The following is a 23,895-nucleotide window of genomic DNA, read 5'->3' as shown; positions in this document are numbered from 1 at the left end:
AAAACCCTGACTCAGATCAATGTATTCAAAACTGAATTCTCGCTTAATACCCCACATCTTGTATTCCGCTTGTTATTGAATCCACTATATTTTGTGTTTTTCGTGACAGTGTCATTTTTAGGAGCCTTGTGTGAACCCGGTTGTGATTAAGCGTGACGGATGCCGCGTACCATTTAATACTCAGCGTATTAAGGAAGCTGTACTCAGTGCAGCTGAGTCTGTAGAAGCCATGGACGAAGCGTATGCACAGGATGTCTCTGAAGCCGTGCTGGCCCAGTTTTCAGAGCAAGCACTGGTCGATATTCATCAGATTCAGGACGCCGTTGAAAATCACCTGATGACGGGCCCTCACAAAGAAGTTGCGCGCGCGTATATTGAATATCGTCACGATCGGGACATTGCTCGCGAGAAAAAAAGTCACCTGAACAATGAGATACGTGGTCTGATAGAGCAGAGTAATGCCTCGCTGCTGAACGAAAACGCCAACAAAGACAGCAAAGTGATTCCAACACAGCGCGACTTATTGGCGGGTATTGTGGCTAAACATTATGCGAAGCAGCATATGTTGCCACGTGACATCGTCACGGCGCATGAGCGAGGGGATTTGCACTTTCACGATTTGGACTACTCACCCTTTTTCCCTATGTTCAACTGCATGTTGATTGATCTTAATGGCATGCTGACCCATGGTTTCAAAATGGGTAACGCCGAAATTGATACTCCGAAGTCGATTTCAACCGCAACAGCTGTTACGGCACAGATCATTGCGCAGGTGGCGAGCCATATTTACGGCGGCACAACCATAAACCGAATTGATGAGGTGCTGGCACCTTATGTAACGGTCAGCTATGAAAAGCAACTCAAGATTGCCCGTGAGTGGGATATTCCTGAACCAGAGAAATTTGCCCGCGCACGAACGGAAAAAGAGTGTTACGACGCGTTCCAGTCCTTGGAATATGAAGTCAACACGCTGCACACTGCGAATGGGCAAACACCGTTTGTTACTTTTGGATTTGGTTTAGGCACCTCATGGGAATCGCGCCTGATTCAGTCGTCTATCCTGAAAAACCGTATCGCCGGACTGGGCAAAAACCGTAAAACGGCGGTTTTCCCGAAACTGGTGTTTGCGATAAAAGACGGGTTGAACCACAAGCAAGGGGATCCGAATTACGACATCAAGCAGTTGGCGCTGGAATGTGCGTCAAAACGTATGTATCCGGATATTCTGAACTACGACAAAGTGGTGGAAGTCACCGGTTCTTTCAAAACCCCAATGGGCTGTCGTAGCTTTCTTGGGCCATATGAAGAAAAAGGCGAGCTGGTTCATGAAGGGCGTAACAACTTGGGAGTGGTCAGCCTTAACTTGCCTCGCATTGCGTTGCAGGCGAAAGGGGATGAAACCCGTTTTTATCGTCTTCTGGATGAAAAACTGGACTTGGCCCGCCGCGCACTTGAAACCCGCATTAGTCGTCTCGAAGGGGTGAAGGCACGGGTAGCTCCGATTCTCTATATGGAAGGGGCGTGTGGCGTGCGTCTGAAAGCTGATGATAACGTGGCGGAAATCTTTAAGCATGGCCGTGCTTCTATTTCGCTGGGTTATATTGGTATTCATGAAACAATGAACGCGCTGTATGGGGCTGAGCGTCATGTCTACGATAGCGATGAGTTGCGCCAGAAAGCCATTGCGATAGTGCAGCACCTGAGAGCGGCAACGGATCGCTGGAAGGCAGAAACCGGTTATGGCTTTAGCCTGTACAGCACACCGAGTGAAAACCTGTGTAGCCGTTTCTGTGCAATTGACACGAAAGAGTTCGGCGTCGTTGAAGGTGTAACCGACAAAGGTTATTACACCAACAGTTTCCATCTGGATGTAGAAAAGCAGGTCAATCCTTACGATAAGATTGATTTTGAAATGCCGTATCCGGAAATCGCTAATGGCGGGTTTATCTGTTACGGGGAATACCCGAATATTCAGCATAACCTTGAAGCACTCGAAAACGTCTGGGATTACAGTTACAGCCGCGTCCCGTACTACGGCACCAATACCCCAATTGATGAGTGTTATGAGTGTGGCTTTACCGGCGAATTTGCCTGTACCAGTAAAGGGTTTACCTGCCCGAAATGCGGTAACCATAATCCGGCCAAGGTGTCGGTTACACGTAGGGTCTGTGGTTATCTGGGGAGCCCGGATGCGCGCCCGTTCAACTTTGGTAAACAGGAAGAAGTGAAACGCCGCGTTAAGCATATGTAGCGACTTTTACTGTGGTGCTGTGGTGCTGTGGTGCTGTGGTGTCGTGATGGCAGAATAGGCCGAATCACGGCAGTTCTTGGGTACCCTGAAATTTTGAAAGCGCTGTTTTTCGGCGCTTTGTTATTTTGCTTGGTAGCTTGGTAGCTTGGTAGCTTGGTAGCTTGGTAGCTTGGTAGCTTGGTAGCTTGGTAGCTTGGTAGCTTAGTAGCTTAGTAGCTTAGTAGCTTAGTAGCTTAGTAGCTTAGTAGCTTAGTTTTAAACCCGTTTTGTTAGTATCTGGCTTTTACACGTTCGTTGTTCTGGCTCAGTAGTAGCAGGCAGGGGTGACAGACGGTATGGGTAGAGTAAAGTCATGCATTATCAAAAATATTACCCGGTAGATGTGGTGAATGGGCCGGGAACGCGGTGTACCCTGTTTGTTTCCGGCTGTGTGCATCAGTGCAAAGGGTGTTATAACCAGAGCACCTGGCGGACGGACTCGGGCCATCTGTTTACGCAGGCGATGGAAGATCAGGTTATTAAGGATCTGAATGATTCCCGAATTAAACGTCGTGGCTTGTCACTTTCAGGCGGGGATCCTTTGCATCCAGTGAACGTTGCCGCGATACAACGACTGGTTGAACGCGTAAGACGAGAATGTCCGGACAAGGATATCTGGCTCTGGACTGGGTATACACTGGCTGAACTTAATGACGCACAGCAAGCCGTTATCCGTCATGTTGATGTTGTGATTGACGGGAAATTCGAACAGGAACACTACGATCCATCGTTGTTATGGCGCGGAAGTGCTAATCAGGTTATCCACTATTTGAATGACCCAGAATCCGCTTTGTCAAAGAGCTAAAGTCGCGGTCAAATCGCCCCCAAGACCCCAGAAGAGCCTTGACGAACTAACGGCGAAAATCCTAAGTACAGTGATTTCGTCATTGGCTATTGTGACGGTATCGCTGATAGTAGAATGTGCTTTGGCTCTGAAACGGTGCTGGCTTTTAATTCCGGGTTATTGAGCGTAGCGTTTATGCAATCTTCAAGCTGTCAACACAGCGCCAGTTTTCGGAAAGCGGCTTTTTCCTTTCTCATTTTCTGACGTACTCACTTTTCCACTTTTCCACTTTTTCGCGATTGTCATTCTCTTCATTTTTTCACATTGCTGTTCCAACGCATTGTTGTTTGATTCAGGTCGGTGTCTTTAATACTCGGATACTGATTAAGGCAGCGGTTATATTGTATTGATATAACCTATCGCTATGGATAATAAGATAATTAGCTAATCAAATTTGAAATTTGTGGCTACATTTTCAGAGGTATTTTTTATGCTGTAAAAACACTAGAAGCGTTGCGAATATGTGTTATATGACTCGCAGAGTCAGTGAATGTGCGGGATAAAACCCCATAATAAAAATGGATTTTGTTATGATTCACTAGCACGTCGGCCGTCCGTTACAACGCCATCGGAATAAGCAAAGTCGTATAAAAATAACGCCTTATGGACAGGGAATGTTAAAAAAAATAGTGTCTCTGCTTTCAGAGAATCCGTACACCGTTGCGGTGAGTCATGTCTTTATTCTGGCTTTACCCATTACTATGCTGGCAGCCTGCCTGTTTCTGATGGCAGAACTGGCGGGTGTATTCGGGTGGCAGTCGGCCAGTGTTATTCTAAATTATATGGGGGAAGTGACCAGTTATCTTTTCCCTATATTGGTCAATTTCTATCTGGCCAGTTACTACGCCTCCATGCACAGAATCCACAAAGGGTGCGCCATTTTTTGTGCGCTGCTTGGATACATGTTCATCTCATATCAGTGGGGGCTGCTGGCCATTAAAGTGCCGATACCCAACAGTTTGGTTGTGGCATTGTTGACGGCGTATGCGTCCTGTCTGATTTTGCATCGGTTCAAGCGATGCGCTCAGTTTCAACGGCTGACCGGTATGTGCGATATTTGGCTGAATGAGGATGGCCAGCAGTTGTACCGATTTGTAATACTGGCGGCTAGCACTCTGACAGCCCTGCTCCTTGGCAGTACCGCTCTTTCTCTGGTGCTATCGAGCGTCATCTCCCCCTCACTCAACTTGCCGTTACTGAATCCGTTGTCATTTCATGACGGGTTGATCTACGAGTTGGTACGCGGTTTCTTGTGGGGAATGGGCATTCATGGTCATGATTTCCTGCAATCTTATCAATCAGGTTTATATGATCTGAGTGTTGCCAATATGGCAGATTGGCGGAATCTGGGTGATGAACTCAATATCATCAGCACCAACTTTTATGACTTTTTCACCGGAATTGGGGGAGCTGGCAATACCCTTGGGCTGGTATTGTGTATTTTGCTGTTTGGACGTTGTGAAGGGTATCGGCTGCTGGCAAAAATCGTACTGATCTTTAGCTTGTTTAATATTAATGAGCCAATTCTGTTTGGGATTCCGGTTATCCTCAACCCGATCATGCTGATTCCTTTCATGCTGACACCTTTATTGAGTTATCTGTTGGCGTATAGCGCGATTTCTTCTGGTCTGATTGCTCCACTCACCGAAGTGCAACCCTGGATCACGCCACCGGTACTGAGTGGTTATCTTGCCAGCGGCGGAGAGTGGTCTGTTGCTTTGTTTCAACTGGGTCTGATTGGCCTGAGTATGCTGTTTTACTACCCATTTTTTAGAATCATGGACAATCAGGCGGCCGGACACAGCATCACAGTACTGATGACAAACCGGATGATGAAAAATGATGGCGTCGATAGTCTTAATCGGGTAACCGGGCACTTTCCGTCGATGCAGTTGCACATGATGGCGCAGCGCGAGATAGACATGCTCAGAAAGCAGGGACAATTTGCACTGTATTATCAGCCTCAGGTGGATAGTCACAGCGGCAGGATTGTGGCTGTGGAAGCATTGCTCAGGCATATAGGGGCGGATGGTACTGTGACGCCTCCGTCCTTCTTATCCTCGTATGAGCGGCTGGGGTTGATGGCCGAGGTTGATGACTGGGTACTGAAACACGCAATAGCTGATTTTGTGAAATTAGGGCGGCCATCCGGTTGTCGTCTTTGTATTAATGTTTCTTCTGCCAGTCTTGCTCAACCGGCGTTTGCTGATCGGGTCTGTCAGACGGTGGTTGAAAACGGACTGATCTTTTCCGATATTTGTCTGGAAATTCGCGAAGAAGGCTTAGTACAGGATCCGCGTGAAACGGCGAAAATGATTGCTAAATTGCGAGCGAGGGGCATTGCGATTGCGCTGGATAATTTTGGCTCAGGCTATGCCTCTCTGGCGCATTTATCCCGTTTTACCTTTGATCGCATCAAGATTGATCGCTCGTTGATTGGCAACAGTGGCAGTGACAAAGGAAAGAGCCTTTTTTCTGTCGCGGTTCAGCTGGGGGCAATGAGTGAAGCAGAAGTGGTGGTGGAAGGCATTGAAAAAGCTGAGCAGCTTATGTTGGCCAGGGAGCAGGGTGCCAGCTGCGTGCAGGGCTATTATTTCTTTCAACCGATGCCTGTTCAGGCATTGTCGGCATTGAAGACATGGGATGCTGGCGAAGTGGCACTTTCATCTTGAGAAGAAACAGGGTAAATTCGCCCTCTTCATTCTGCAGTCGGAGGCGTTATGTCGCGCACTATTATCTACACCTATAAGAATCAAGAGAAGACACTGTCGTTTTCCTACTCACAATACCGCACAATTCATGAAGCCGTTGCTGCAGCAGAAGGCATTGATCTGAAGGAATTTCTAAAAATGGAGCAGCAGGTGGAAGCTGTTTCGACCCAGAAGGCGGCGCGTGATTATCGCGACAGCCATTTCCGGAAGCTGGGCTTTGGCAAAATCGCATTGGCTCAGAAAGAAAATCGTGGTGTTGGCCACAAGTAAGGGCCTGGGAGCCTGGCTCCCTGCTTTCTATACTTTTTCTATTATTTATGACTATGTTATTGCCCTAGTGACATTTTCAGTCGGCAGTGCATGAGAAAAGTCCTGTCCTTATTGACGGGACTTTTTGTTATCTGCTTTAATTTGCTCTTTTAATTCAGTGTTTTTAATCCGCTGTTTTATAACCGCTGCCTGCATATCTCTTTCCTTGATCAGTGTGTTCGCCGGGCTCTTATTCGCCAGCCAACATACACCAGATAGCCCGCCCCAGCCGCAAGAAGATGTTTCAGACTGTGGCCACTAAATCCCAATAGATTGTAGATTTCCCGGTCGGCTACCTCTGCCAGTTTGGCCAGCAGATATAGTCCCAGTGCCATGAAGTAATATCGTGTGGTTGCAGGTTCAGCACTCGGGTAAAACCATAAAATCATCGGTATATGAATAATGGGTAACAGTTGGACCAGAATGTACGGCGCCAGGTTGCCTTGCCCTGCAGGAATGTCTGTCATGTACCAGTAAGTGACAGACAGGACACCGTAGCCAAGCAGCGGCCAGATCATCGCTTTAGCCAATTGGAGGGAAAGGTGTTCAGCCACAACAATGCCATAGAGGCTGATGAAACTGATCGCAATAGGGATACGGTCAAGGACCAACGTGAGAGGACCAGGTTGATAATGGTAAACCGCAGACCCCAGTGATGTGAGTAATAACCCGATAAAAAACAACTGATAGGCTTGTCCGAAGGTAGGAATAATTGTGAGGTGGCTTGTGTACAGGTGCCATAACCCCGTCAAGGCCACCAGGGCAAACCCGAGATTAGTGAGTACGTTCAGGAAATTGGGGATGCCAGCAAACGTGCGTTGGTCTGCATAGTCATAAAAATCAGCGGGTTGATACACAGGAGAGAAAAGCAGCGTGAGCAATCCCAGAATAACGGCAACAGAGACCAGCAGGCCGTAGCGCCAGTCATAAATCTGGGTGGATTTCGCTGGTGGAAGTTTGTTCATCGGCACGACGGCTTACCGTTTCACATTCTTCCTTCATTATAGCGATACCCGACGCAAAACAATGTCTCCAGGCTGCAGCGACCGATTCATCAAATTTGGGATCACACAGTTCCACCGTGTCAATCAGGCAGTCGAGCCAGATATCATAATCGGCGGCGGTCGCACCAATACCGCCCGGGCCACTTGAACCGTGACGGCAGCCGTATAAGCGAATCGCTTCTCTGGCATTGGCCGAGGTGGCGCAGAGCATGAGCATGGAAATGGAGAATTTCAGCATTTTGATTTGCCTTGCCATGTCCACGCCTTTGAACATCTTCCGGAACCTCTCATCCCGGCACCAGAAAATGTTATAGAACACGTCAAAAAAACGCTCGTGCTTGAGGCAGCGGCGGTAGCTGTCATTAAATATTTGGTGAGAATGCACTTTCACTCCCTGGGAAAGCGTCAGCCCATGCTATGAGTATGGCAATGCAATAACGATATGCAACTGAATCCATTTGGTACAGCTGAATCTATTTGGTGCAACTGAATTCACTGCGTGCAACTGAACAAGTTTTATTCTAACAGCGAAATGAACCGAAAAGAGTGAGCCAGCTCCGGCCTTAAGGCCGGAGTGGGAAGGCTTAAGTAATACGCCCAATTGGCAAGTTTTTAGCTGGCGCGGAGTTTGTGGTGGAGGTGGCCACCTAAGGCTTCCAGGCTGCAAATCACAAGCCCCAGCCAGATCAAACCGAAACTGATCGCCTTTGCGGGTTCAAACATTTCACCAAAAAGCCAGACTGCCAGCATAAACTGCAACGATGGCTCAATGTACTGCATCAGTCCGACCATGGTCAGGCTGGTTCGCTGAATGGCCAGAGCAAAAAAGATCAGCGGCAGCAAAGTGACAGGTGCAGAGCCCATGTATAGCAGCAAGGTTGTGGTGTCAGACGACAGCGCTGTGCTGGTTCCCTGGAACCCGGAGAACAGCAGAAACAACAACGCAAACGGTGATAGCAGCGCGGATTCTAGGGTAACGGATGTTAGCGCATCGTACCGGATGAATTTCTTGCATAGCCCGTACAGGGCAAAAAAACTACCCATGATGAGTGACAGCCATGGCAGCTCACCGTAGTACCAGACCTGATAGCCGATGCCCGCAATAGCCAGCAGTACCGCAACGAACTGGGCGGCTGATAACCGTTCCTTGAGGAAGATGACACCCAGAGTGACGGCAAAGAGTGGGTTGATAAAGAAACCCAGGCTGGCGGCCAGAACCTGTCCGTGGGTCAATGACCAGGTGAAGGCATACCATGATATGCACATGATAAGACCGGCAAGGCCGGAAACCGCCAGTGAACGTTTGTCCTGCCATAAAGTATGGAGGCTTGGGAACGGGCGCTTTAGCATCCCCATTACCAGTAACATAAAGGGAACGGAAAACAGGATACGCAGCGCCAGCAGATCATTGATATCTGCTTCCGGTAAAAACTGGTAGTAAAGGGGAAGAATGCCCCATAGCACAAACGAAAAAGCGGCCAGCGCATTGCCGACGCGTTGAGTACGCATAAACGGTGAACCAAACAGAACAGGGGGAGGAAAGTGGCGTTATTCTGACATGAAAAAAGTCAGAGACAAAGCTGTACGCCCAGAACGAAAACGCCAGAGCTGGTAAGTTTTCTGGTCAGGTGAAATCACTTTTTCATGGCAATGATAGTATGAACAAGCCACAAACGTCGTTTACCGGTCAGGTTGGCTGAGTATTCCTGTTTTTTCTTCCACGAAATGATATAGAAATCAGACAATAACCGTTCCAGCTCTTTGGTACTGTGGGTCAGGATAGGCAGTTTCTCATTTTCTTCCAATGTATCACTGCCTAGGAAATGACCGCAGAAAATCCCGTCTTTATGAAGGCTTTTACAGATGTTGCGCCACAGAATGTCAAAGTCGGCCTGTGTACTGAAAAACAGGCAGGCGCTGGCATTGATCAGATGAGCTTTAGGAAAGCGGTATTCGGCAAAACTGCTGATTTGAATATCCAGATTCGGATTGGCGCCGGTGAGTGGGTGCTCAGATAATGTTTCCAACCGAGGGATATCATTGTCAAAGGCAAAAACCCGGTATCCTTTTTCAAGCAGGTAGACTGTATCGCGCCCGGATCCACAACCACAATCCACTGCTACCTGGCCATCGCCATTCCCGCCTATGAACTCGAGTGCTTCAACCAGATGCGACCGAGGTGTTAACAGCGTTTGATTGTTCAGGTTTGTTAGCCAATCAATGGTTGCCATAGACTTACTACTCCAGCACGGCCTGAAATTGCTGTGAAATGATGTTGCCAAATCAAGTATAGCGAATTGGCAGTCTGCAACGCTGATTTCCTGCGCGATTACTATAAACAACAAAGAGTGTTGTACATGTTGAACAGGAAAGTCTGATAAACTTACACCGCATCAGGCTGTTGATGCCTATAGATTATCAAGAGAGAAGAGAATGACTAAGCTAACCGCAGATCTGAAAGCAAACGATGAACTGTTTGTGACTGAAACGAAAGAGACTCAGCAGGTGTGGGGCCTTTGTAATGAAGAAGGTGACTGGCTGTCTGTTGACTCAAGCGAGTTCGAAGAATCTGAAGTGATGCCGTTCTGGTCAAACGAAGCGGACGCTGCGGTGCATTGTGTAGATGAGTGGACAGAATTTACTGCGGTAATGATCCCACTGGATGTATTTGTTGAAGACTGGATGATCACTCTGGCTGAAGATGGTGTACTGGTTGGCCTGAATTGGACTGCTCAGCTGGAAGGTAGTGAGCATGAGCCATCAGACGTAGCGAAGATGTACCTGTAAGGTATCTGAGGCATACGTATTTCCGAATGCATGCATTCTGCAAGAGGCTACCGAAAGGTAGCCTCTTTTGTTTGCGGCGGAGAGTGAATTTTTTATCGCTATGAAGGCTGACTTCAACTAGTGAGGAACAGACCATTGCTATAATTGATCTGACTACACTAGTAATGACTAGTTTGTCATTTGGAGGTGACTATGGTTCTTTCAGAATGTCGTCAGCTTATGTCTCAGCATTCATTTGTTGAAGCACGTCTGGTGCATGATTTTCTGAGTGCGGGGTGGAGCATCCATTTCATTGATTATGAAGGGAATGATGTCCCGCTGACTGATACTTACGGTATTCCATGCAGTTTTGATTCGCTGAAACAGGCTGAAGATCAGGTAAATCAGGTTGGTGAATGTCCTGTTCGTATTGACAGCCTGTTCCGGTTTGCCGAACGCTAATCCAAAACGTTCGTAGCTAAAGAAAACGGTGGAAGAGATTCCAGACAAAGAAGCGAAAGGGTAGAGAGCATCTTCACTGTGCCGGAGAAATGTAACGACATTGGAAATGTCTCTTTTTGTAATCGCAATGCCACGGAAAAGCGGACAGCGACGGGAAGAGCATCCAGAGAATGATTATCGACACAGTGAAGATTTTTCTTGAGTTAAAAAGTACGATCGTGCTAAAAGATGCTGAGTTATTTCTGCCGCGAATGATAATGAACAAAAAGCAAGCAACACGCGAACATATCTTACAGACAGCCTTTGAGTTGGCGAGTACAGATGGTCTGGATAGTCTGACTATCGGGCAACTGGCCAAAGCATCAGGAATGTCAAAAAGCGGGTTGTTCGCACATTTTAATTCCAAAGAGAATTTGCAAATCGCGGTACTGGAATATGCCGGGCAGCTTTTTGCCGAGCGTGTTATTCAACCAGCCCGACAAGCCGTACCTATGGGCATTGAGAAGAAGCTACGCTTTCTGCTCCGCCTGTGGCTGGAATGGAATCAGTCGTTTCAGGGCAGTTGCATGTTCCTTGATGCCTGGAAGGAGCGGGGGGATGACGACAACGCTGTACAGGCGGCGTTGACTCAAGTGACCCGCCGCTGGCTCGATTATCTTCACCGTCAGATTGAACGGGCTAAAGCAGAGGGAGAGTTTGTCTCGACGTTGGATAGCTGGCAGTGTGTCTATCGCTTGTATGGCGTTTATCTGAGCAGCCATTTATTCCGTTCTATGGGGCTGGAAACCGCGGAACATTTACGCTTCTGGCAGGGAATTGATGATCTGTTCGTACAATGGCGTGCCGATCGCAACGAGTGATCTGATAGATCGCGATGTAATGTTTTTCAATGCCCGTTGATTAAGCATCAACTATTAATCATCAACGGGTAATTTCATGGATTTAAAAAGCACGACCGTTCGTTTTATTTCGGTTGTGAGGAGACAATGCGATGAGCAGCAAAATCTATTTCAGTCAGCGTCAGGCTTTCAGTTTTCGCCGTCAGTTGATCAACCTGACGACACGGCTTCACCACACGCTGGCTCCCGGGCATGCGTGTAAAGTGGCCAAAAAAGTGTTACTGACCCCGGAGCGCAGTAAACGTAAAGTGGATGAGCCAGCAGGGCTTATCCGCCGTAAAGTAAAAACCTCAGAAGGTAACATGATGACATATAGCCTAGGTACGGGACCGACTTGGGTACTGGGCCATGGCTGGTCAGGGTCATCCAGCCAGTTCTTCAGTCTGATGGAACACATTGCTGCATCCGGTTTTACTGCTCTGGCGTTTGATAATCCGGCACATGGTGAGAGTGAAGGGCAGTATGGCCACCTGCCAGGTTTTGTGGCTGCTCTGAATGATATTCTGGCCCAGCAGGAAGCCATTGTTGGGGTGATCGCTCACAGTATGGGAGGAGCTATGGTGCTGGAAAGCCGTCATCCGTTATTGGAAGATAAACCAGTGTTGCTGGTCGCTCCTGTACTCAACTATACCGAGAACCTGTTTAGCACTGTGGAGCGCTCCGGGTATTCAATGAAATTGTTTAATGCGGTGGTCGACGACATTGCACAGGCTTACCAGTACCCACTGGAACGTATTAACCCAGCGGCTCGTCTGGAACAACGTCTGGCTGATGTGGTGATTGTTCATGATCGTAAAGACCGGTTCGCGTCATTCAGCCATTCCGAAAAGATCGGCGAGTTGGAGCATGTTACTTTGTTCCCGACCGATGGCCTAGGTCATGGCCGTATTTTGCAAAGCGACCAGCTTAAACGTGGTTTTGATCATCTGGTGGCACTCACGGAGGCTTCCCGAGCCGCATAAGTCCGGTGACTTTTCTACCGACCCCGCTGTGTAACAAAGTGATATCTGGATACAGGATCTTGATTAGCAAGGCTTCACTAAACGTCAGGTAATAAACACCAGGTGCAAAGCGCCAGTTAAGATGAATCAGCCAAGCGCCATTTGTAAAAAACACGAGGCATGCTCGAACAGGGCATGCCTCGTGTTATTGATAGACTTTGTGTTGCTGCGCCCGACACCCCACTAGGGCGTGGATCCTATCTCACGCTCATCAAGGATAAGTTAGGCAGCCCTGTTAGCTGACCCGAACTTCTTCTCGGTTACGTGCCTGATCAATCATCTCGACTTCTTTATCTAGCTCAGCAATTTTAGCTTCCATCATTGCATGGCACATATCGGCCAACTGACGGGCATCCTGCAGGGTGTACCCGGAAACATCAATCGGCTCCATCATTTCGGCAATCACTGTGCCGTTGTCGCGGTTAGAGAGCGCAATTTTGTTGTGTGTGGAGCTGACACAGACCGGCACAATGGGTACGCCAGCTTCAATGGCCATGCGAAATGCTCCGGTTTTAAAAGGCAGCAGACCGCGACCTTTACTGCGCGTGCCTTCCGGATACATCCAGACAGAGAGATTACGCTGGTGGATGGCTTCGACCACTTGCTGGATGGTACTCCGGGCTTTCGATTTGTTTTCCCGATCGATAAGTATATTGCCGGTGATCCAGTACAGCTGACCAAAGAAGGGGATCCAGAGCAGGCTTTTCTTACCTATGGATACCGTGCGCGGCATGATCATACCCGGCGATGTGACGAAGTCGAAAATATTCTGGTGGTTGGAAATATAGACCGCTCGCGGTACATCGGCGACTTGTTCTTTGCCGCGGTGAATCAGCTTCAGGCCGATGATGTTATGCAACTGGGCAAACCAACGACTGAAGGTGTACACATGACGAGGATTGCGGGGTGTAAACAGGCAGCAATAAGGCAAGGCACACAGCGTTGTAACGATAATAAAGCAGGCGGCGAGGAAAATGCGGACAATAGAAAGCACACTGACTCCTTGACGGAAAATACAAAACTTTGTTCATTATGGGATCATTTAACTCATAAGACCAGTTGCTAACGTTTTGATTTATTGTTTTCATAGCGGAAGTGTCAGTTATTGACCGCTTTGCGTGAAGCCTTGCAGAAAATATGCATGAATGTCTCAATTTGAGAATCCTGACTTTTGGCAAGCTGTGTAAAAAACGGGGTTTTTCATTACCCTAGAGTGAGGAAAGTCATGGACGAGTTACGAATGGAATCAAAAGGTTCGCGCTGGGTAACCGTGTTGGCACTGGCCGCCAGTTGTTTCTGGGGTGTCAGTGGTGCAACACAAGCCAGAGAAACGTTGGATATGTTGATCACCGGCGGCAAGGTGTACAAACAGGCACCCGGTACAGTGGTTGGCATCAGCGACGGAAAAATCAGTTACCTTGGTCCCATGATTGGCGCTGAGCCAATGGTGACCAAACAGACCCGTATCGTGGATGCGGAAAAATCGGGTGTCTATCCCGGTTTTATCGAGTTACATACCCACTACCTTGATACCGTTGCCTTCACTCATATTGCCTGTGAAATCAATCCGGAAGCTGGTGATGCCGGTACTCAGGCGTGTAAGAAAGTCGCGCGCCGACTGAAATCCAACCAGTGGCTGGTAGGTTTCAGCGCTGGGCTATTTGATAAACCATTGAAACAGCAATCCCCCCGCGAGTGGCTGGATACACATTTTCCGGACGTCCCAACTGTGGTGATTGAGCCTCATGCGTCACTGGTATGGGTCAACAGTAAAGGACTGGATGAAATGCTGGTGACACGCCACGGGCTGGATCCTATCGGTGGTAAAATTCTTCGTGGTAGCGATCAGCAACCCACAGGCGTGATTCTGGGATCTGTCGCTGAAGTCGTGATGGAAAAAGCGCTGGAGTCTCACCGTGCCACGCTGACTCAGTTATACAGTCAGGTCGCAAAAACCGCTTCCTGTTTTGAGCGGCACGGAGTGACCAGCTTAGGCGATGCAGGAAGCCTTTGGTTTTATGGCGGCATCGATTTCTGGCAACAACTGGCTCGTGATAACCGGCTGAATGTTAGGGTGTCGGTGCGGCCAAAACTGTCACCCTATAAAGGTGTCAACGCGCAACTGGAAGGACTGAAGGAACTGTATCGGAACGATTTGAGTGATCGGTTGCTGATCAACCAGGTCAAGCTACATGTTGACGGACAATACCATCTGGGCACTGCTCGGTTATCGGTGCCATACAGTGAACCGTCCATAGACAGTGAGCCTTACGGGTTATTTTTCTTTTCGCCGACGGAATTGAATACCTGGCTGATGAGGTTGAATGAAATCGGATATGGAGCATATATTCACGCACAGGGGGATGAAGCCATCAAGGCTGCGCTTTACTCCATTCAGAACGTTCGTCGTGAAAATGATGACAGTCGCTTTACGTTAAGCAATATGCGGTTCATCCATGAGCCGCTATATAAATTGCTGCATGATCTGGATGTGACCGCCAATTTTTATCTGCTGAATCCGGATTTTTCTCGCCAGCAACCACCATCACACATTTTGGATAAAAAAGAAGCAGTTTCGATCTCCGAGTTACTCAAACACAAAGTGAGCGTGGCACTGGGCAGTGCCGGGTTATACACCAACAAAGTTGTTCCATTAGCCAGGATCAGTGAATCATTGCAGAAGCCAGAGATTGGGATTGACGATATTTATCAGGCTATCGACAGCTATACTATTGAACCCGCTAAGGCGCTTGGGATTGAATCGATCACTGGTAGCCTCGTGGTCGGAAAATCGGCTGATCTGGTGATCATCAATCAGGATTTGACGGCGATTCCGGCGGAAAAAATTGCTCAGGCAAAAGTCATGATGACGGTTTTACAGGGGCAGGTGACATTTGAACGCGGTAACGCTGGTGCTTCAAATCAAACAGCAGGGTTACATAAATCGGTGAAGAGAGATAAAACCGATGAGCCTAATAAAGTCGCTGCATTGAAAAACAACAGTTGAGACGTATTTTGACCGATATGAGAGATAATTGGACGTTTTTCTCGTGAAGCCAATCGCAGTTGTTAGATAAGCGTTAATAAACAACTGGATATGAAAAGTTATAACAGCGATAAAGAGCGGGAGGGATAATTTGTCTTCTCAGACACATGCATTGATGATGCTATCTTTCTCTTCTGTTGTGTGGAATTTTAAGGCTGACTGACGTCGGCCTCTTTTTTTGGTCGTATTCTGCGCACTGAATGTCAAATCTTCCTCTAAATCATGGTTGCCGGCTGCCTGAATTGCTATTATTCACTTTGACCAACAAAAAAATGCAATAAAATAGTCATTACTGACTGATAGCCAGTTGAGGACATTGGTTCGTGAAATATGCTGTATTCCCTATATTGGTGGCTCTAATCGCGTCAGGCTGCTCATCAACACCTGAGACAACCGCAGAAGCCGAAACAGAAGTCAGCCAATCACAAAACGGGTATGATTTCGTCCCGATGAACGTACCGCTCAATAACGATCCGTCGTTTGACGCTGTATACCGCGAGTGGCGGGGAACGCCTTATCGTCTCGGTGGGTCCACCCGCCGAGGAATCGACTGCTCTGCCTTTGTTCAGGTTGGTTTTGCCAATGTCATGAAAGTGAATCTGCCGCGAACAACGGAAGAGCAGGTGCGCCGGGGAAAATGGGTTGATATTTCTGACTTAAAGAAAGGGGATCTGGTGTTCTTTAAGACAGGTCGCCGTTTGCGTCATGTTGGTATCTACCTGGGCGAGTCTCGCTTTCTACACGCCTCTACCTCGCAGGGTGTTACCATTTCGAACCTGAATAACCCTTACTGGCGCAGCGTCTACTGGCAGGCCAGACGAATTCCCGCTAACGGCCCATACCGCACCCAATAATGTGTGACATAAAGTTTACGGTATTTTTACTGTGTTTTAAGTCGCGAAATGACCCATCCCCTCCCATAATGAGGCTATAGCTAGCCACCGGATATACCTTCTGTCTGGTGGCGTTCGACACGGGAGGTGACCCATGGCTATGGCAACTCGAGTCGGGCAATTCCTGAATAGTCACAATATCGACTTCAGTCTGACCCGACACAGACATACCGATACATCATTTAGTTCTGCCATCTCGGCGCATGTGCCTACAGCGCAAGTCGCAAAAGCCGTTATGCTCAAAGATCAGAATGGTGATTTGTTAATGGCGGTTGTACCGTCTAACCGACGTGTGATGATTGATAAAATCAATCGGATGATGGGACGACAGTTCTTCCTCATCGGTGAACATGAACTCTCCAAACTCTTCCAGGATTGTGAACCGGGTGCGGTGCCGAGCATCGGACAGGCATACGGTGTGAACATGTTGGTGGATGATATGCTGCTTGACCAAAACGAGCTGTATATTGAGTCCGGTGACCATGAAAACCTGATTCATCTGGATAAAAAACAGTTCGGTAAAATCATGCACGATATTCCCCATCAGAACATCAGCGGCTATCGCATGATGTTTGCACAAGGGCATGAAGGCCGTCACTGGGAATGGGAATAGCGAGTAAAGTGGGGATATCGAGATATACGAAGTAATCGGTACGGATTAAACCACTCAACAATGAGCCGGACGTCAGCTCATCTGCTGAAGTTAATCGATTTAGTAAGCTCATAAACCAGTAAGCCCATCAAGATTGATGGGCTTACTGGTTTTATCTCATTGGTTTACATAGGGATCGAAGCCCTATGCAGTGGGAACGGCTACTGCTTTTATTTATTCACCGCCATTCTCAGCCACAATCCCGGCGGTGAACTGAAACCGGTTGTGACTGTTTGTACCTTGCCGTTTTTGATGATGGCTACGGTCGGTAACGCAGTGATCCCCCATGCCTGCATCAACTGGCCGCGGTTATCATTGATAACAGGAAAACGGTAGTCATGATGATTCATGTAGCCGTTTATCCGTCGGTCATCACCGGAACTTACCGCGACCGAAACCACATCATGGCTGTTGTTTAGCCAGTTAATGGATGGGCTCACAAAGCGACAGACCTGACACCAACTGCCCCAGAAATAGACCAATACAGGCTTTTCTGAACTTAGGTTTACCAGATCGATGCTTTCTCCATGTGTCGACTGTAGCGGGACAGCCGGTACAGGATCGGAGGGTATCGTGCGGCTTCTCCAGACATCCATCGCCACGCTGACGGCAATCACTATTGCCGTCATCCACAGTATCTCTTTCAGCAAGCGGCGAACCTTGGGCTTGGCCGTTTTTTCCGGTTGCTTCGGCATTACGAACGCTCTCCACTGGCTTTCTGGATCGCCTGTAACACCTCGTCGCTGGTCAGAATAACAGGCAGGGCAATGCCCTGTGGTGCTGCCGGGCCATAGACAATATTAAACGGCACACCATAACGGCCATGTGAACGCAGATACCCGGTGACGTATTCAGATGGTTTGGTCCAGTCGCCACGCATCAGAACGATATTCTCGGTATCCAGCGCACTGTAAGCAGGCTCTTGCAATAAGACGCTGACTTTGTTGACTTTACAGGTGATACACCATTCCGCCGTGACATCGACAAAGACAGTCTGTCCATTGCTGACTGCCTTGCTGATGGCATCGGTATTGAGTGGCTGCCAGTGATGATCGGTCGCAAGTGGTGTTGACCAGCGATCAGCGGTCATACTTCCGGCGATTAATCCGCCGCCCGAGGCGAGCACCAGAAAAGCCAGTGTATAAATTACCGGCTTCCGGCCTTTTACCCGTCCAAGTTGCCATAGCAGGGCAAGCAATAGGGCGGCCGCGAATGCAGCCACCATGACTGGGCTGAAGAAGCTGGTCATCAGGCTGATAAGCCAAAGACTGGTGGCAAGCATCATCAGGCCAAACAGGGTTTTGACCTTGTTCATCCACATGCCAGGTTTCGGTAACAAGCCGGCTAGGTGGGGGAAGGCCGCAATCATTAGCCAAGGCGCTGCCATACCTACCGCCAGCGCAGTAAAGATGGCGATCAGGGTAAGAAAATCCGCGCCCAGGGCAAAGGCAACAGCCGTGCCCAGAAACGGTGCACTGCAAGGTGTCGCAAGCAGGGTTGCAAACATCCCCTGAACAAAATGTCCCAGATAAGAGTCATCCCCTTTGGTCGCCATCCAGGTGTTGGTGTCGCTGGACAAACGAATCTCAAACAAGCCCAGCATGTTTGCGGCAAACAGTCCGGTGATAACTACCATGGCGCCGATAAAATACGGGCTCTGGAACTGTACCCCCCATCCTAAAGCCTGTCCGGACAGTTTCAGGGCAATCAGGAATCCTGCCAGTAGCCAGAAAGAGACCAGAATTCCTAGTGCCGAAGCCATAAACTGGGCACGGATCTGGCGGCGAGCCAGGCCCTGAGCGGTGATTACACTGCTCAGTTTCATTCCCAGTACGGGTAATACACAAGGCATCACGTTGAGGATCAGGCCCCCAAGCAGAGCGATAGCAATGATCTCCGGCAGGTTTTTGCTGCCTGCGATGGTAATGGCCAATGGCTGGTCGCTCACAATAGCGGTTTCTTCGCTGGCAAAATCCTTGTCTGTCAGCGTGATATTGACTGTTTCACCAAGCAGTTTCGGCACCCCGAACCAGCTATTTACCTTCATTGTTGCGATCAGGGTTTGACCATCAACCTGTACGGTAGGTTGAAGGAATGATGCATCCTGGACATTTTGTGACTGACCATCAACAAAAACATCAGGTTGCTGCCAACCTAGTGTATTTGTCGCGACCAGAGACAACGTTTGTTTATCCGGGTCCCAAGAGACGTTGTTAATTGAAACGGCTTCCTGATCCCGTGGAACATGGCTCATGCCCTGGTTATACAGGTGCATAGCTTCTTCGGACGCGACCAGCTGGGAAGGGGTAAAACTCAGCGATACATCATAATCGGTCAGTACACAAATATTGGTGCAGGAGGACATTGTTAGCGTGCCAGCCAGAAAGACCGCTTTGTCCATGTCTTCGACATGAAGCGTCATCGGGAACAGAATATGGTGTTTGTACCCCAGAGTTTCTACCCCCAGAAACTCATAGCGTTGAGGCAGAGGCCAGTGCCAGTCTGTTGCTGTCAGATTGTCAGCCAGATCCCACTTGAGCGACGGAGCAACACCGCCTTCGCCTGGCGTTCTCCAGTACGTTTTCCAGTCTTCAGCAAGTTTGACTTCCAGTAGCGCTTCTACCGTTTTGGCATCAGCATCAGTCTGGCCCGTCAGCATAAACCGTAGTTCGACTGGGGGATGATCAGGGTTTGTCAGCCAGCCGGTTGAATAGTCAACAGCCCGGGCTGGAAAGGTGAACAAAAAACCGATAAGCACCAGCAGGCTCATCAGCGTAGTAAACAGGGAATAAGGTGCTTTTTTCACAATCAATCTCCAAGGATAAACACAACAAAAGTGCCGGCGGGTGCCGGAGTAACTCAAGCCGGTGTCATTCCCGGAATACACATAATGTCAGGTGGCGCCTTCGTGTTGGCGGAATCGGCTCCGTCAATACCGGCGTGATCAGGCTGGGCCCTGCCAGGATCGCAAAAGCCAGAAAAATTACAAAGGATTGAAGAATGGCAAAATCCAGTTGGTGCTGATGAAGCTGCAACAGGTGATCGGCTAGCGAGCAAGGTTCATGGGGCTCATGATCCGATGTTGCCTGAATGGCGGTCTGGACGAAAATGGCAGCCTTTGCTGAAAGCTCACTCACCAGATTTGCAGACGGGTGGCCAGCCGCTTGCTTTGCCGGGCACGACGTTACCAGCCCCATTCTCTGCCCGGAGCAGATGAAGAGCACGATCATGACCAGACACAATGCTACTCTGGCATGTTGGTAACGGCTGGTGTGGCTACGCATGCATGGGTCCTGTTAATGGCCAATAGAAATCAGCGGATTACGCTCATCATTACCCGATAGGGCAGAACAATCAGACCGGATTACTCAGGATAAGTTTCCGTGTCACAGGCATTTTCTTTGATTGGGCCTGATATAACAACCCCCGATGAAAACCGGGGGCAGGTAAAACGGCAAGCATAGTGCTGACATATCATTGTTCGCTGAAAGACAGAGCAACTTCGTGTCAGGTTTCAGGCAGCCGAATCAATTAACAAATGTCAGAAACTTATCGTTTATTACGCAGGTAACGTTTACGGCGCTCTTCTTTCTGTTTGGCTTTTTCTTCTGCTTTACGCTCAGCTTCAACGGCTACGTCGATCAATTCCTGAGTGATCATCTCCGGACGCTCCATTGTGATGCGTCCCAGTGTACCGTTGCGAAGCTCATTGATCAGGATCTCAGAGGCTTTGTGCAGATCAACACGGCCACCAGCCTTCAGGCAACCACGCTTACGACCAATGGCTTCCATCATTTCAATATCTGATTCCGGCAGGTCGTCATCCAGATCGTAACGCGCTTTAATCAGCTCAGGGTAGGCTTGTGCCAGATACTCAATGGTAAAAAACGCCACATCCACATAATCCATCGCAGTGTCTTTAACGGCACCGGTAGCAGCCAGACGAAAACCACTGTGCGGGTTTTCCACTTTTGGCCACAGGATTCCCGGTGTATCAGACAGCACAATACCGTTTTGCAGGTTAATACGCTGTTGTTGACGTGTCACCGCAGGTTGGTTACCGGTGACGGCGACACTTCGACCTGCCAGCGTATTGATGATGGTTGATTTGCCCACATTCGGAATACCCATGATCATAGTGCGAATGTTTTTGCCCATATCTTCACGGTTTGGCGCCAGTTTACGGCAAAGCTCCATAATCTGGTGCACTTCATTCACGTTTTCCGTCGTGATGGCAATGGCTTTTACGCCTTGCTCTTTTTCTAGATGCGCAATCCATAACTGGGTCATCTCCGGATCAGCCAGGTCACGTTTGTTCAGTACTTTCACCACTGGCTTATTCGATTTTTCGCGGAAAGTTTTTATTAACGGGTTTTCACTGCTGAATGGAATGCGGGCGTCCAGTACTTCGATGATCACATCGACTTTTGGCAGAACTTCTTCAATCTCTTTACGTGCTTTGTGCATGTGGCCCGGAAACCACTGAATAGTGTTGCTCATTGGGAAAACTCTTATTGTGCTGTCATTACACTGACTTAAGCCAAAGCGGCAGAGACAGGCTATGTCAGTAAGCCACGGCCAGTTATGGCATCGCAGCTGACCAACGGATTATGAATAACTTGTGCCAAGTTTAACGTACCGTGCGAAAGACATAAACGCTTTTGCGAGATTGAAGGTAACGTGACCACTTCATGTCCACTTTACCCGCAGTGGACCCATGCCTGATACGCCGCTGGTCAGCCCGTTCTGTTGGTTAACAATGAAATTGCTCAAGGTGATAAAAATTTTTTATTAAAAATACCCCTTGAACTTGTTTTAAATGACCTTATTTTCTTTCATCGAGAGCATCGGACTGGCTCTTACTAATCACTATTCAATCTGTCTTTTATTTTTCGGTATTTAAGTAGGAGGCACCTTAATGAACATTCGTCCTTTAAATGACAAGCTGATTGTTGAAAGACAAGAGGTGGAAAATAAATCTGAAGGAGGAATCGTTTTAACCTCTCAATCGGTCAAGAAATCTAATCGAGGAAAAGTGCTTGCGGTTGGTAAGGGGAAACGGCTGGAAAACGGTGAGCACGCGGCCATGGAAGTGAAAGTGGGCGACGTGGTTATTTTCAATGACGGCTACGGTGTGAAAACTGAAAAAATCGATGGCTCAGAATACCTGATTTTGTCTGAGTCTGATGTGTTAGCGATTGTCGAATAATCTATTTTGTAGTGATTTTCAGAGGAGTTTTTTATGACTGCAAAAGACGTTTTATTTGCTGATGACGCACGTCAAAAAATGCTGAAAGGGGTGAATTTGCTGGCGGATGCAGTGAAGGTTACTCTGGGTCCTAAAGGACGTAATGTCGTACTGGACAAATCCTACGGTGCGCCGACCATTACAAAAGATGGCGTCTCTGTTGCGAAAGAGATCGAGCTGCAAGACAAGTTCGAAAACATGGGCGCACAAATGGTGAAACAAGTCGCCTCCAAAGCCAACGACGAAGCAGGTGACGGTACTACCACCGCAACCGTACTGGCTCAGTCTTTCATTAACGAAGGTTTGAAAGCGGTGGCGTCTGGTATGAACCCAATGGACCTGAAACGCGGTATCGACAAAGCAGTTGATGCGGCGGTTGAAAAGCTGCGTGAAATGTCACAACCGTGCAGCGATAAAGAGTCTATCACTCAGGTCGGTAGCATTTCTGCAAACAGTGACCGTGAAATTGGTGAAATCATTGCTGAGGCCATGGAAAAAGTGGGGCGCAACGGTGTAATTACCGTTGAAGAAGGTCAGGGGCTGAAGAATGAACTGTCTGTTGTTGAAGGTATGCAGTTCGACCGTGGCTATTTATCGCCATATTTCATTACCAATCAGGATGCCGGTTCTGTTGAGTTGGACAACCCGTACATCCTGTTGGTGGATAAAAAAGTCAGCAATATTCGGGAATTGTTGCCAGTACTAGAAGCCGTAGCTAAATCTGGCCGTTCACTGTTGATTATTGCCGAAGATATTGAAGGCGAAGCACTGGCAACGCTGGTGGTGAACAACATGCGCGGTATTGTTCGTGCGACTGCGGTGAAAGCGCCTGGCTTTGGTGACAACCGTAAAGCGATGCTGGGTGATATCGCTACTCTGACTGCCGGTACGGTAATTTCAGAGGAAATTGGTCTTGAGCTGGAAAAAGCAACGCTGGAGCAATTGGGTAGCGCAACGAAAGTCACCATCACGAAAGACACCACAACCATCGTTGGTGGTGCCGCAGATGAAGATGCCATCAAAGATCGTGTTGCCTCGATTGAGAAAGCGTTGGAAAACACCACTTCTCAATACGACAAAGAAAAACTGCAACAGCGGATTGCCAAACTGTCTGGCGGCGTCGCCGTGATTAAAATCGGGGCAGCGACAGAAGTCGAGATGAAAGAGAAGAAAGACCGCGTAGATGATGCACTTCATGCAACCCGTGCTGCGGTTGAGGAGGGTATTGTTGCCGGTGGTGGTGTTGCATTGACCAAGATTGCTAAGGAACTGGCGGAACTGAAAGGTGATAACGATGACCAGAATGTGGGTATTCGTGTTGCCCTGCGTGCCATGGAAGAACCACTGCGTCAAATTGCCACCAACGCGGGTGATGAAGCGTCTGTTGTGGTGAATGCCGTAAAAGCGGGCGATGTCCATTACGGCTATAACGCGGCAACGGGTGAATACGGCAATATGATTGAGATGGGTATTCTTGATCCTGCAAAAGTCACTCGTTCAGCACTGCAGTTCGCGGCCTCTGTGGCGGGGTTAATGATCACCACCGAAGCTATGGTCTCCGATCACGTTGCAGACAAAGAGGAACGCTAATGCACCTGCGCGGGTCCAGTTGAAACTGGCCCGATAGCCGTTTTCAAAGAGCAGTCTGCTCAGTTAATCAAGTATTAGGTAAATAGCAATATGCCACTCTCAGCGGGCTCGTGTGAGCCCGCTGAATTTTTAGTGATCAGACTTAAACGCTGATGAGTTGATGAAAGGCGCGCAGATCTG

Annotated in this window: 22 protein-coding genes; 13 read left to right on the top strand and 9 right to left on the bottom strand. The window is 48.5% G+C overall.

Going from position 1 to position 23,895, the window contains the following annotated elements:
- Window positions 1-130: 130 nt before the first annotated feature.
- From nrdD to PGW97_RS21640, 4 genes are all read left to right on the top strand, one after another.
- A complete protein-coding gene (nrdD, locus tag PGW97_RS21655) occupies window positions 131-2,251 on the top strand; it encodes an anaerobic ribonucleoside-triphosphate reductase (RefSeq protein WP_273859792.1) in 2,121 nt (706 codons plus the stop codon).
- 352 nt (window positions 2,252-2,603) lie between these two features.
- Window positions 2,604-3,095: an anaerobic ribonucleoside-triphosphate reductase-activating protein gene (gene nrdG, locus PGW97_RS21650; RefSeq protein ID WP_273859791.1), complete on the top strand. Its 492-nt coding sequence runs from the start codon at window positions 2,604-2,606 to the stop codon at window positions 3,093-3,095.
- Window positions 3,096-3,748: 653 nt separating this feature from the next.
- Window positions 3,749-5,806: an EAL domain-containing protein gene (locus tag PGW97_RS21645; RefSeq protein WP_273859790.1), complete on the top strand. Its 2,058-nt coding sequence runs from the start codon at window positions 3,749-3,751 to the stop codon at window positions 5,804-5,806.
- Between the two features lie 48 nt (window positions 5,807-5,854).
- Window positions 5,855-6,115 carry a DUF2960 family protein gene (locus tag PGW97_RS21640; RefSeq protein ID WP_047886016.1) on the top strand — a complete coding sequence of 87 codons (261 nt, stop codon included), beginning with the start codon at window positions 5,855-5,857 and terminating at the stop codon, window positions 6,113-6,115.
- 209 nt (window positions 6,116-6,324) lie between these two features.
- On the opposite strand, the gene PGW97_RS21635 is transcribed toward PGW97_RS21640, so the two are convergent.
- From PGW97_RS21635 to PGW97_RS21620, 4 genes are all read right to left on the bottom strand, one after another.
- Window positions 6,325-7,119 (bottom strand): hypothetical protein, encoded by a 795-nt coding sequence (locus PGW97_RS21635; RefSeq protein WP_273859788.1) that lies wholly within the window; start codon window positions 7,117-7,119, stop codon window positions 6,325-6,327.
- The gene (locus PGW97_RS21630) at window positions 7,079-7,414 is read right to left on the bottom strand and encodes a hypothetical protein (RefSeq protein ID WP_273859787.1); all 336 of its coding nucleotides are present in this window, start codon (window positions 7,412-7,414) and stop codon (window positions 7,079-7,081) included. Before PGW97_RS21630 ends, PGW97_RS21635 begins: the two co-directional genes overlap by 41 nt.
- 356 nt (window positions 7,415-7,770) lie before the next feature.
- A complete protein-coding gene (gene rarD / locus PGW97_RS21625) occupies window positions 7,771-8,667 on the bottom strand; it encodes an EamA family transporter RarD (protein ID WP_273859786.1) in 897 nt (298 codons plus the stop codon).
- Between the two features lie 125 nt (window positions 8,668-8,792).
- A complete protein-coding gene (locus PGW97_RS21620) occupies window positions 8,793-9,389 on the bottom strand; it encodes a class I SAM-dependent methyltransferase (protein ID WP_273859785.1) in 597 nt (198 codons plus the stop codon).
- Between the two features lie 202 nt (window positions 9,390-9,591).
- Here PGW97_RS21620 and PGW97_RS21615 point away from each other — a divergent pair, with 202 nt between their 5' ends.
- The 4 genes from PGW97_RS21615 (at window position 9,592) to PGW97_RS21600 (ending at window position 12,247) form a co-directional block, all read left to right on the top strand.
- On the top strand, window positions 9,592-9,945 hold the full coding sequence (locus tag PGW97_RS21615) for a DUF2750 domain-containing protein (protein ID WP_047886011.1): 354 nt from the start codon (window positions 9,592-9,594) through the stop codon (window positions 9,943-9,945).
- Between the two features lie 192 nt (window positions 9,946-10,137).
- Window positions 10,138-10,386 carry a hypothetical protein gene (locus PGW97_RS21610; protein ID WP_047886010.1) on the top strand — a complete coding sequence of 83 codons (249 nt, stop codon included), beginning with the start codon at window positions 10,138-10,140 and terminating at the stop codon, window positions 10,384-10,386.
- A 257-nt stretch (window positions 10,387-10,643) separates the two neighbouring features.
- On the top strand, window positions 10,644-11,246 hold the full coding sequence (locus PGW97_RS21605; protein WP_047886363.1) for a TetR/AcrR family transcriptional regulator: 603 nt from the start codon (window positions 10,644-10,646) through the stop codon (window positions 11,244-11,246).
- Window positions 11,247-11,377: 131 nt separating this feature from the next.
- Window positions 11,378-12,247 (top strand): alpha/beta hydrolase, encoded by an 870-nt coding sequence (locus PGW97_RS21600; RefSeq protein WP_273859784.1) that lies wholly within the window; start codon window positions 11,378-11,380, stop codon window positions 12,245-12,247.
- A 274-nt stretch (window positions 12,248-12,521) separates the two neighbouring features.
- Here PGW97_RS21600 and PGW97_RS21595 read toward each other — a convergent pair whose 3' ends face one another.
- A complete protein-coding gene (locus PGW97_RS21595; RefSeq protein WP_273859783.1) occupies window positions 12,522-13,280 on the bottom strand; it encodes a 1-acylglycerol-3-phosphate O-acyltransferase in 759 nt (252 codons plus the stop codon).
- A gap of 231 nt (window positions 13,281-13,511) precedes the next feature.
- Here PGW97_RS21595 and PGW97_RS21590 point away from each other — a divergent pair, with 231 nt between their 5' ends.
- From PGW97_RS21590 to PGW97_RS21580, 3 genes are all read left to right on the top strand, one after another.
- On the top strand, window positions 13,512-15,293 hold the full coding sequence (locus PGW97_RS21590; RefSeq protein WP_273859782.1) for an amidohydrolase: 1,782 nt from the start codon (window positions 13,512-13,514) through the stop codon (window positions 15,291-15,293).
- A 362-nt stretch (window positions 15,294-15,655) separates the two neighbouring features.
- Window positions 15,656-16,186, top strand: a complete 531-nt coding sequence (locus tag PGW97_RS21585; RefSeq protein ID WP_273859781.1) for an NlpC/P60 family protein — start codon at window positions 15,656-15,658, stop codon at window positions 16,184-16,186.
- Between the two features lie 133 nt (window positions 16,187-16,319).
- Entirely contained in the window at window positions 16,320-16,838 is a 519-nt protein-coding gene (locus PGW97_RS21580) for an aminoacyl-tRNA deacylase (protein ID WP_047886005.1), read from the top strand.
- Between the two features lie 209 nt (window positions 16,839-17,047).
- Here PGW97_RS21580 and PGW97_RS21575 read toward each other — a convergent pair whose 3' ends face one another.
- From PGW97_RS21575 to ylqF, 4 genes are all read right to left on the bottom strand, one after another.
- Window positions 17,048-17,572: a protein disulfide oxidoreductase gene (locus PGW97_RS21575; protein WP_217391652.1), complete on the bottom strand. Its 525-nt coding sequence runs from the start codon at window positions 17,570-17,572 to the stop codon at window positions 17,048-17,050.
- On the bottom strand, window positions 17,572-19,647 hold the full coding sequence (locus PGW97_RS21570) for a protein-disulfide reductase DsbD family protein (RefSeq protein ID WP_273860642.1): 2,076 nt from the start codon (window positions 19,645-19,647) through the stop codon (window positions 17,572-17,574). Before PGW97_RS21570 ends, PGW97_RS21575 begins: the two co-directional genes overlap by 1 nt.
- 100 nt (window positions 19,648-19,747) lie before the next feature.
- On the bottom strand, window positions 19,748-20,161 hold the full coding sequence (locus PGW97_RS21565; protein WP_273859780.1) for a hypothetical protein: 414 nt from the start codon (window positions 20,159-20,161) through the stop codon (window positions 19,748-19,750).
- Window positions 20,162-20,426: 265 nt separating this feature from the next.
- Window positions 20,427-21,377: a ribosome biogenesis GTPase YlqF gene (gene ylqF / locus PGW97_RS21560; RefSeq protein ID WP_047886002.1), complete on the bottom strand. Its 951-nt coding sequence runs from the start codon at window positions 21,375-21,377 to the stop codon at window positions 20,427-20,429.
- Between the two features lie 418 nt (window positions 21,378-21,795).
- Between ylqF and PGW97_RS21555 the strand changes: the two genes are divergently transcribed.
- Together PGW97_RS21555 and groL are read left to right on the top strand one after the other, a co-directional pair.
- Window positions 21,796-22,086 carry a co-chaperone GroES gene (locus tag PGW97_RS21555; protein WP_217391650.1) on the top strand — a complete coding sequence of 97 codons (291 nt, stop codon included), beginning with the start codon at window positions 21,796-21,798 and terminating at the stop codon, window positions 22,084-22,086.
- Window positions 22,087-22,119: 33 nt separating this feature from the next.
- Window positions 22,120-23,715 carry a chaperonin GroEL gene (groL, locus tag PGW97_RS21550; protein ID WP_273859779.1) on the top strand — a complete coding sequence of 532 codons (1,596 nt, stop codon included), beginning with the start codon at window positions 22,120-22,122 and terminating at the stop codon, window positions 23,713-23,715.
- Window positions 23,716-23,895 lie beyond the last annotated feature (180 nt).

Source organism: Photobacterium sp. GSS17 (genome assembly GCF_028621875.1).
In the GTDB taxonomy this organism is placed as follows: Bacteria; Pseudomonadota; Gammaproteobacteria; order Enterobacterales; family Vibrionaceae; genus Photobacterium; species Photobacterium ganghwense.
Note: the sequence above shows the minus strand (reverse complement) of the source record. Positions and strands in the feature narration are given on the sequence as shown.

What these genes read in the sequence shown, in the direction of transcription:
- nrdG (WP_273859791.1), top strand. Translation starts at nt 2,604, where the DNA reads ATGCATTATCAAAAATATTACCCGGTAGATGTGGTGAATGGGCCGGGA.
- PGW97_RS21645 (WP_273859790.1), top strand. Translation starts at nt 3,749, where the DNA reads ATGTTAAAAAAAATAGTGTCTCTGCTTTCAGAGAATCCGTACACCGTT.
- PGW97_RS21640 (WP_047886016.1), top strand. Translation starts at nt 5,855, where the DNA reads ATGTCGCGCACTATTATCTACACCTATAAGAATCAAGAGAAGACACTG.
- PGW97_RS21635 (WP_273859788.1), bottom strand. Translation starts at nt 7,119, where the DNA reads ATGAACAAACTTCCACCAGCGAAATCCACCCAGATTTATGACTGGCGC.
- PGW97_RS21630 (WP_273859787.1), bottom strand. Translation starts at nt 7,414, where the DNA reads ATGGCAAGGCAAATCAAAATGCTGAAATTCTCCATTTCCATGCTCATG.
- rarD (WP_273859786.1), bottom strand. Translation starts at nt 8,667, where the DNA reads ATGCGTACTCAACGCGTCGGCAATGCGCTGGCCGCTTTTTCGTTTGTG.
- PGW97_RS21620 (WP_273859785.1), bottom strand. Translation starts at nt 9,389, where the DNA reads ATGGCAACCATTGATTGGCTAACAAACCTGAACAATCAAACGCTGTTA.
- PGW97_RS21615 (WP_047886011.1), top strand. Translation starts at nt 9,592, where the DNA reads ATGACTAAGCTAACCGCAGATCTGAAAGCAAACGATGAACTGTTTGTG.
- PGW97_RS21610 (WP_047886010.1), top strand. Translation starts at nt 10,138, where the DNA reads ATGGTTCTTTCAGAATGTCGTCAGCTTATGTCTCAGCATTCATTTGTT.
- PGW97_RS21605 (WP_047886363.1), top strand. Translation starts at nt 10,644, where the DNA reads ATGAACAAAAAGCAAGCAACACGCGAACATATCTTACAGACAGCCTTT.
- PGW97_RS21600 (WP_273859784.1), top strand. Translation starts at nt 11,378, where the DNA reads ATGAGCAGCAAAATCTATTTCAGTCAGCGTCAGGCTTTCAGTTTTCGC.
- PGW97_RS21590 (WP_273859782.1), top strand. Translation starts at nt 13,512, where the DNA reads ATGGACGAGTTACGAATGGAATCAAAAGGTTCGCGCTGGGTAACCGTG.
- PGW97_RS21580 (WP_047886005.1), top strand. Translation starts at nt 16,320, where the DNA reads ATGGCTATGGCAACTCGAGTCGGGCAATTCCTGAATAGTCACAATATC.
- PGW97_RS21575 (WP_217391652.1), bottom strand. Translation starts at nt 17,572, where the DNA reads ATGCCGAAGCAACCGGAAAAAACGGCCAAGCCCAAGGTTCGCCGCTTG.
- PGW97_RS21570 (WP_273860642.1), bottom strand. Translation starts at nt 19,647, where the DNA reads ATGAGCCTGCTGGTGCTTATCGGTTTTTTGTTCACCTTTCCAGCCCGG.
- PGW97_RS21565 (WP_273859780.1), bottom strand. Translation starts at nt 20,161, where the DNA reads ATGCGTAGCCACACCAGCCGTTACCAACATGCCAGAGTAGCATTGTGT.
- ylqF (WP_047886002.1), bottom strand. Translation starts at nt 21,377, where the DNA reads ATGAGCAACACTATTCAGTGGTTTCCGGGCCACATGCACAAAGCACGT.
- PGW97_RS21555 (WP_217391650.1), top strand. Translation starts at nt 21,796, where the DNA reads ATGAACATTCGTCCTTTAAATGACAAGCTGATTGTTGAAAGACAAGAG.
- groL (WP_273859779.1), top strand. Translation starts at nt 22,120, where the DNA reads ATGACTGCAAAAGACGTTTTATTTGCTGATGACGCACGTCAAAAAATG.